This window comes from Variovorax sp. 01T439_2 (assembly GCF_056398445.1).
This window is the reverse complement of the sequence record NZ_JBFTPJ010000204.1, coordinates 1-7,317: the sequence shown is the minus strand read 5'-3', so window position 1 is coordinate 7,317 and position 7,317 is coordinate 1. Positions and strand designations below refer to the sequence as shown.

The following is a 7,317-nucleotide window of genomic DNA, read 5'->3' as shown; positions in this document are numbered from 1 at the left end:
GCTCGGAGCCCAGCGCCTGCTCGAGCAGCCAGAGCATCGCCGCGCGGACGTCCTGCGCGTCGGCGCCGGCATCGATCTCGAGCGCGGCCCGGTCGAAGGCGGCCGCGAGTAGCCGGGCGAGCGCATCGAGCGGCACCTCTGCCTTGCCCGCCCTGGCCCTTTCCAGCCCCTGGCGCAGCGAGTTCGCCGAGGTGGCCTCGTCGATGGCCATGACTTCCGCAAGGCCCAGCACGGCCGGGCCCTCGATCAGCAGCAGCCGCGTGCGGCCGGGCACGGTCATGGCGTCCAGGTAGGCCTTGCTGCCCTCGACCAGCGCCTCGCGCGGCGTGAGCTGCCCGGGCGCGGCCGCCTCGATGCCGGCCGCCACGGCCTCGGCCTCGCGCACCAGCACCTGCCTGAACAGGTCACGCTTGTCCACGAAGTGGTGGTACAGCGCGCCGCGCGTGATGCCGGCGGCCGCAGCAATCTCGGGCGTCGACGTGTCGCCGTAACCCTTGCTGACAAAAAGGCTGCGCGCCGCCTCGACCAAGGCGAGCCGGGTGGTTTCCGTGCGTTCACGGTTGGTCCTGGACGGGGGAGTGGCGGTTGTTTTTGGCATTTACATACAGGCTGTCTGTAGATTAATATGGAGACTTACATGCAGGCTGTATGTTAATTGAAAGGGCCGATGCCATGAAAGTGACGAGCTACTACCCGGTGATCATGACCAACGACGTGGCCGCCACGGCCCGCTTCTACCAGTCGCACTTCGGCTTTGTGCCGCTGTTCGCGAGCGACTGGTATGTGCATCTGCAGCTCGAAGGCGAGCCCTCGGTCAGCCTGGCGGTGCTGGACGGCCGGCACGAGACGATTCCCGCCGCCGCGCGCGGGCAGGTGGCGGGCGGCCTGCTGCTCAATTTCGAGGTGGACGACCCCGACGCGGTCCACGACCGGCTGGCCGCGGCCGGGCTGCCGATCCTGCTGCCGCTGCGCGACGAAGACTTCGGCCAGCGCCACTTCATCACCAGCGATCCGAACGGCGTGCTGATCGACATCGTCAAGCCGATCCCGCCGAGCGCGGAGTTCGCCAGGCTCTACGAGGCCGGCGCGCTTCCGGGCTGAGACGGCGCTGCGCTGCTCAGGCGCGCAGAGCTTCTTCTTCCTCGTCGAGATCGTCGCCCAGGAAGCCGCCGCTCTGGTGCGCCCACAGCCGCGCATAGAGCCCGCCCTGCGCCATCAGCGTGCGGTGGTCGCCTTCTTCCACCACGCGGCCCTCGTCGAGCACGATCAGCCGGTCCATGGCCGCGATGGTCGACAGCCGGTGCGCGATCGCGATCACGGTCTTGCCTTCCATCAGCCGGTAGAGGCTCTGCTGGATGGCAGCCTCCACCTCGGAATCGAGCGCGCTGGTGGCCTCGTCGAGCAGCAGGATCGGCGCGTCCTTGAGCATCACGCGTGCAATGGCCACGCGCTGGCGCTGGCCGCCCGAGAGCTTCACGCCGCGCTCGCCCACATGCGCCTCGTAGCCGCGCCGGCCGCTGGCGTCGCCCAGCGTCTGGATGAAGTCGTGCGCCTCGGCGCGCCGCGCGGCGGCCTCGATCTGGGCCGGGGTGGCATCGGGCCGGCCGTAGGCGATGTTGTCGGCCACCGAGCGGTGCATCAGCGAGGTGTCCTGCGTGACCATGCCGATGTGGCTGCGCAGCGAATCCTGCGTCACCTGCGCGATGTCGCGCCCGTCGATCAGGATGCGGCCGCTTTCCAGGTCATGGAAGCGCAGCAGCAGGTTGACCAGCGTCGACTTGCCCGCGCCCGAACGGCCGACCAGGCCGATCTTCTCGCCCGGGCGCACCACCAGGTTCAGGTCGTCGATGACGCGGCGGCCCGCATCCGCATAGCGGAAGCTCGCGTGCTCGAAGCGCACCTCGCCGCGCGGCACCTCGAGCACGCCGGCACCGGGCGCATCGAGCACGGTGCGCGGGCGCGACAGCGTCTTCATGCCGTCCTGCACGGTGCCGATGTTCTCGAACAGGCTGGTCATCTCCCACATGATCCAGTGCGACATGCCCTGCAGGCGCAGCGCCATCGCGGTGGCCGCCGCCACCGCGCCCACGCCCACCGTGCCGTTCGACCAGAGCCACAGCGCGGTGCCGGCCATGCCCGCGGTCAGGCCCATGCTGAGCGTGTGGTTGACGATCTCGAAGGCGCTCACCAGCCGCATCTGGCCGTAGCCCGTGTACATGAACTCGCGCATCGCCTCGCGCGCGAAGCCGGCTTCGCGCTGGGTGTGCGAGAACAGCTTGACGGTGGCGATGTTGGTGTAGGCGTCGGTCACGCGCCCGGTCATCAGCGCGCGCGCATCGGCTTGCGCCTTGCCGACCTTGCCCAGGCGCGGCACGAAGTACATCAGCGCGCCCGCATAGAGCACCAGCCAGACGATGAACGGCAGCACCAGCTGCACGTCCAGCACGGTCACCAGCACGATGATGGTCACCACGTACACGCCCATGGCCACCACCACGTCGGCCAGCACGAACAGGGTGTCGCGCACCGCCAGCGCGGTCTGCATGACCTTGGCCGTGATGCGGCCCGCGAACTCGTCCTGGTAGAAGGCCATGCTCTGGCCCAGCATCACCCGGTGGAAGTTCCAGCGCAGGCGCATCGGCAGGTTCACCGCCAGCGTCTGGTGCTTGACGATGGTCTGCAGTGCGACCACGCCGATGCTGATCACCAGCAGCGCGGCCAGCCACGCCAGCGTGTCGCCGCGCTCGGCCCAAAGCCGCGACGGCACCTGGCCGCCGAGCCAGTCGACAATGCGCCCGAGGATCGCGAACAGCAGCGCCTCGAAGCCGGAGATGGCCGCCGTGAGCGCCGCCATGACGGCCATCTTGAGGCGCAGGCCCTGGGTGCAGGCCCACAGGAACGCGAAGAAGCCCGTCGGCGGAGGCGCCGGTTCGGCCGCGGGATAGGGATGGAGCAGTTTTTCGAAGAAACGGAACAAGGCGTGCGGTCTCCAGGGGAAGCCGCGACTTTAGCCCGGGGTGGCATGTCCTTGCCCCGAAAGGGTGCGTTCCGGCGCCGTCGGAAGCGATGAAGGGGGCCTGCGGCCGCTCAATCCGCCAGGCGCGTCTGGTGCCGCGTCGGGGGTGTCGAGTGGTGCAGCAGGCGCAGCAGGTCTCCCTGCCTGGAGGTGCCAGTCTTGGAGTAGATCCTTTGCAGGTGAGTGCGGATGGTCGGTTCGCCCACGCCCAGCACGCCGGCGGCCTCCATGCCGCCCAGGCCTTGCGACAGCGCCATCAGCACGCGCAGTTCGCCGCCGGTGAGCCCATGCAGCCGTCCGAATGCCTCCCCGGGCATCAGCGGCGCCTGGACAGGGTCCTGGATGAACACCGCAACGCTCGCCGCGAACGGTGCGAGGACCCCGGCGCGCCGGCCATCGGCAATCGGCAGCAAGGTGGCGACGTAGCCCCCGCCGGTTCCACCGGGGATTCCGATCGCATGGTCCTTGGTGCGCATGTCGGCACCCTCGCGGCCTGAATCCTGGATCGCCTGCGTCAGCGCGGCACGAGCGGCCGGGTGGACCGGGGACAACCGGTTGTCGATCAGGCGCATCGCCGTGCCCGAGCGGACCTGCCGCTCGGCCGCAGTGTTCATGTAGACGACGCGGCCGTCGCGCGCCGCGAGGAACACGCCGGCCGCCAGCCCGTCGAGGGTCCTCTTCAGCACCTCTGAACTCAGCACCTGGATGTCGAGCGCATCGGAAATCGCCAGGGCGCGGCAGACATGCGGCGCAAGGAGCTCGAACAAGGCAAGGTCGCTCTGCTGGTAGTGCAGCGACTCGCCGCTGCGCGACGCGTGCAGGGACGCCATGCGCCCGCCGGTGCGCAGCGCCGGAAACCAGATGATGTCGAGCACGCCGTGTGGCTGCAGCACCTCGCGGTAGAAAGCGCTGTCATGCAGATGGAAACGCTCCATCGACAGCGCGCTCACGTCCCCGGCGTTCGAGAGGACGTCCGCCGCGGCCATCGGGCTCTCGGCGTACCGGGCGCCGAATTTCTGCAGGAACTCCGGCTCATAGCCGAAGACGTACAACTGGTCGTTCTGGATCTGCTTCAGGTCGTGCACGCAGATGCCGCCCCCGGCGCTGTCACAGCGCTGCGCAATCTTTCTGCATGTTGCAGCCCACCGCTGCGGGTCGAGGGAGCAGTCGTAGATCGCACCGATCAGCTCCGACAGCTCGGCGGCGGGAATCTGTTGCGGGGCCGTCATTGCACACGGTCCCGAAACGATGCCCGAACCGCTGGCACAAGGTCCGTCGAATGCCATACGATGCGGGGCTGATCCATCGACGGATCGTAGGCAGGCGGGCTGCGTTGCGTAATAACCTAAACAGGTGATCCATTGAATGCAGGAGTTGCGTCCCCCGCCCAGCCTTCAATGCACGATGGCACCGAGCCAATCTACGCGCTGTGGGACAAGCTCGCGAACTACCCCGTCTGCGATGGCGATGAAGCACTCGAGCACCTGCTCTGCAGCCTCTGTTCGATCTTTGGCGCGCACAACGCACTCTGGTCGGTGGTCGTGCGGCTGCCGAGCCCCGCGCTGGGCGACGCCCTGAACGGCTGGCGTCCTCTCTTCGTCCGGCTCCTGCGGCCTTTGCCGCCGATGGCCGCTTCGGTCCAGGAGCAGTTCGACTCCTTGTGGTCGCCGTCCGTCGACCTCTCGCAGATCCTTGCCGTGGCCGGCGAGGAACCGTTCCGCACCCAGCTCCTGTTCGAAGCGCTGCCTCCTGAATGGTTCAGCGGTCCGCACTACCAGCGCCACTACCTGGCCATCGGACATGCGGACAGCATGTCGATGCGCTGCGCGATCAATGACGATGTGCGGGTGCACCTTTTCATTTTCCGAAGCACGGAAGCTCCCCGGTTCTCATCGGCGGACAAGAATCCTTTCGGCCTGGCGCTTCGCGGGCTGCGCTGGTTCTATCGCCAGCAATTGCTCAGCCACGGGCTCCTCATCGCGAACGCGCCGCTCACCGCCACGGAGCGCAGGGTCCTGCTGGGATTRCTCGAGGGAAAGGCGGAGAAAGCGATTGCAGCCATCCTGGGCCAAAGCCCGAATACGACGCACATCCACGTGAAGTCGATCTATGCCAAGTTCGGCGTCCACAACCGGGCGGCGCTGACCTCGCTCTGGCTCGGGCGCCTGCCCGAAGCCCGCTGACCGAGCATCGATCGATGGCGCGGCCATCCCGCGCGTCATTGTTTCCGATGACTCCTTGAGCGTGCGGTCTCCCTAGGCTCGGGCCTCACCGTTCCGCCTGGGAAGACCTCACTCGCGGTTCCAACTTGAGGAGTTCACCGTGAACATGAGCCCGATCCTCCCGCTCCCGCTGCCGGCCGACGCAGCCAAGGTGCCCAGCCCGTCCATGCACGGCACTTTCAAGCGTGCCATCTCCGCTCTTGTGCGGCGCTGCGCTGCCGAAACGGCCGACCCGCGGGAACGCTACCTCGCGCAATCGGCCAATCCTGAAGATCTCGAGAACCGCATGCGTGAATGGGAGGCGTACGAAGCCCGCCTGCGATGCCTTCCCCCCGCACTGTGAGGGGTTCCCGTCCTTCGATTCCCTGATGGGAATGCCTGCGGCTACAGTCGATGCAACGCCTTCAAGGAGCATCGGCTTGACCCACGACAACACCCTCTCGCGCCTGCCCACGTATTTCATCTCGCACGGCGGCGGCCCCTGGCCCTGGATGAAGAAGGAAATGGGCCCCACCTACGACCAGCTGGCCGCGGCGCTGGCCGACATGCCGCGCCAGATCGGCCGCACGCCGGACGCCATCCTCATGGTGTCGGCCCATTGGGAGGCGCCGGTCTTCACGGTGCAGGGCAACCCGCGGCCGCCGATGATCTACGACTACGGCGGCTTTCCCGCCCACACCTATGAAGTGCGCTACGACGCACCGGGCTCGCCCGAACTGGCCCAGCGCGTGCAGTCGCTGCTCGAGGCGGCCGGGCTGCCCGCGGCCATCGACCCGGAGCGCGGCTTCGACCACGGCATGTTCTCGCCCATGAAGGCGATGTACCCCGATGCCGGCGTGCCGGTGGTGCAGCTGTCGCTGCGCCGCGGGCTCGATCCGGCGGAGCACCTGGCACTCGGCCGCGCGCTCGCGCCCCTGCGCGATGAAAACGTGCTGATCGTGGGCAGCGGCCTGAGCTATCACAACCTGCGCAACTTCGGCCCGCAGGCGCACGGCGTGTCCAAGGCCTTCGGCGACTGGCTCGACCACACGGCAGTGCAGTCGCCGCCGCAGGAGCGCGTGCAGCGCCTCGCGGACTGGGCGGCGGCCCCATCGGCGCGCATGGCGCATCCGCGCGAGGAGCACCTGATCCCGCTGATGGTGGCGGTCGGCGCGGCTGAGCAGGAGCCGGGCGAGCGCGTCTATCACGAGGACGCGTTCATGGGCGGGCTGGTGGTGTCGAGCTACCGCTTCGGCGCCGCCGCCAGCTGAAAAAGCCGCGCGTTGGCAAAATCGGGTGATGCCTTCCATTCCCGATTCAGATTTCAATACAGAAGCCCGCCTCTTGATCGAACGCATCGCCGCGAGCGGCACGCGCCATGACGTGGTGCATGGCGGCGTTCGCGTTTGCTGGCGCCGCTTCGGCGGTGAAAACGCCCACGCACCGCTGGTGCTGCTGCATGGCGGCCACGGCAGCTGGATGCACTGGCTGCGCAACGTCGAGGCGCTCTCGGCCGGGCGCACGCTGTGGCTGCCCGACATGCCCGGCTTCAACGATTCCGATGCGCCGCCGCGCGCCGCGCCCGGCGACGATCCGCTCGGCCCGCTGCTCGATGCGCTGGGCGGATCGCTCGACCAACTGATCGGCGCGGGCACGCCCATCGACCTGGGCGGCTTCTCCTTCGGCGGGCTCACCGCCGCGCGCTTCGCGGTGCGGCGCGGCGCCATCCGGCGCCTGGCGCTCGTGGGCAGCGGCGGCCACGGCACGATGCGGCGCATGGCGGTGGAGATGATCAACTGGCGCGCCGCGCCCAGCCGCGAGCAGGAACGCGCCGCGCTGCTGCACAACCTGGCCGCGCTCATGCTGCACGACAAGGCCGCGATCGACCCGGTGGCCTTCGAGATCCACGACATCTCCTGCCACGGCACGCGCTTTCGCAGCAAGGACGTGTCGCAGGCGGGCGGGCTGCAGGCCGCGCTCGACACGCTGGGCGGGCCGCAGTTGCTGCTCTGGGGCGAGTACGACGTCACCGCCGATCCGCGCCCGCTGGTGGCGCGGCTCACGGCTGGCCATCCGCAGCGTGAAGGCGTGGTGATCGAC

At 68.5% G+C, this 7,317-nt stretch carries 8 protein-coding genes; 5 read left to right on the top strand and 3 right to left on the bottom strand.

The window, feature by feature from the left end; translation table 11 throughout:
• Window positions 1–598: TetR/AcrR family transcriptional regulator (locus tag AC1DOC_RS11995; RefSeq protein WP_478129851.1), on the bottom strand; the 598-nt coding region annotated here is incomplete at its 3' end.
• A gap of 74 nt (window positions 599–672) precedes the next feature.
• On the opposite strand from AC1DOC_RS11995, the gene AC1DOC_RS11990 reads away from it, so the two are divergent.
• Window positions 673–1,101: a VOC family protein gene (locus AC1DOC_RS11990; RefSeq protein ID WP_018905662.1), complete on the top strand. Its 429-nt coding sequence runs from the start codon at window positions 673–675 to the stop codon at window positions 1,099–1,101.
• 16 nt (window positions 1,102–1,117) lie between these two features.
• Here AC1DOC_RS11990 and AC1DOC_RS11985 read toward each other — a convergent pair whose 3' ends face one another.
• Together AC1DOC_RS11985 and AC1DOC_RS11980 are read right to left on the bottom strand one after the other, a co-directional pair.
• Complete coding sequence (locus AC1DOC_RS11985; protein WP_062366778.1) at window positions 1,118–2,977, bottom strand: ABC transporter ATP-binding protein; 1,860 nt, start codon at window positions 2,975–2,977, stop codon at window positions 1,118–1,120.
• A gap of 110 nt (window positions 2,978–3,087) precedes the next feature.
• A complete protein-coding gene (locus AC1DOC_RS11980; protein WP_278881346.1) occupies window positions 3,088–4,245 on the bottom strand; it encodes a helix-turn-helix transcriptional regulator in 1,158 nt (385 codons plus the stop codon).
• 168 nt (window positions 4,246–4,413) lie between these two features.
• Here AC1DOC_RS11980 and AC1DOC_RS11975 point away from each other — a divergent pair, with 168 nt between their 5' ends.
• The 4 genes from AC1DOC_RS11975 to AC1DOC_RS11960 form a co-directional block, all read left to right on the top strand.
• Window positions 4,414–5,199: a helix-turn-helix transcriptional regulator gene (locus AC1DOC_RS11975; RefSeq protein ID WP_018905665.1), complete on the top strand. Its 786-nt coding sequence runs from the start codon at window positions 4,414–4,416 to the stop codon at window positions 5,197–5,199.
• A gap of 145 nt (window positions 5,200–5,344) precedes the next feature.
• Window positions 5,345–5,581 carry a hypothetical protein gene (locus tag AC1DOC_RS11970; protein WP_478080617.1) on the top strand — a complete coding sequence of 79 codons (237 nt, stop codon included), beginning with the start codon at window positions 5,345–5,347 and terminating at the stop codon, window positions 5,579–5,581.
• 76 nt (window positions 5,582–5,657) lie between these two features.
• Complete coding sequence (locus tag AC1DOC_RS11965; RefSeq protein WP_478080601.1) at window positions 5,658–6,488, top strand: DODA-type extradiol aromatic ring-opening family dioxygenase; 831 nt, start codon at window positions 5,658–5,660, stop codon at window positions 6,486–6,488.
• Between the two features lie 73 nt (window positions 6,489–6,561).
• Window positions 6,562–7,317 (top strand): alpha/beta fold hydrolase (locus tag AC1DOC_RS11960; RefSeq protein WP_478129850.1); only part of this gene is annotated, 756 nt, incomplete at its 3' end.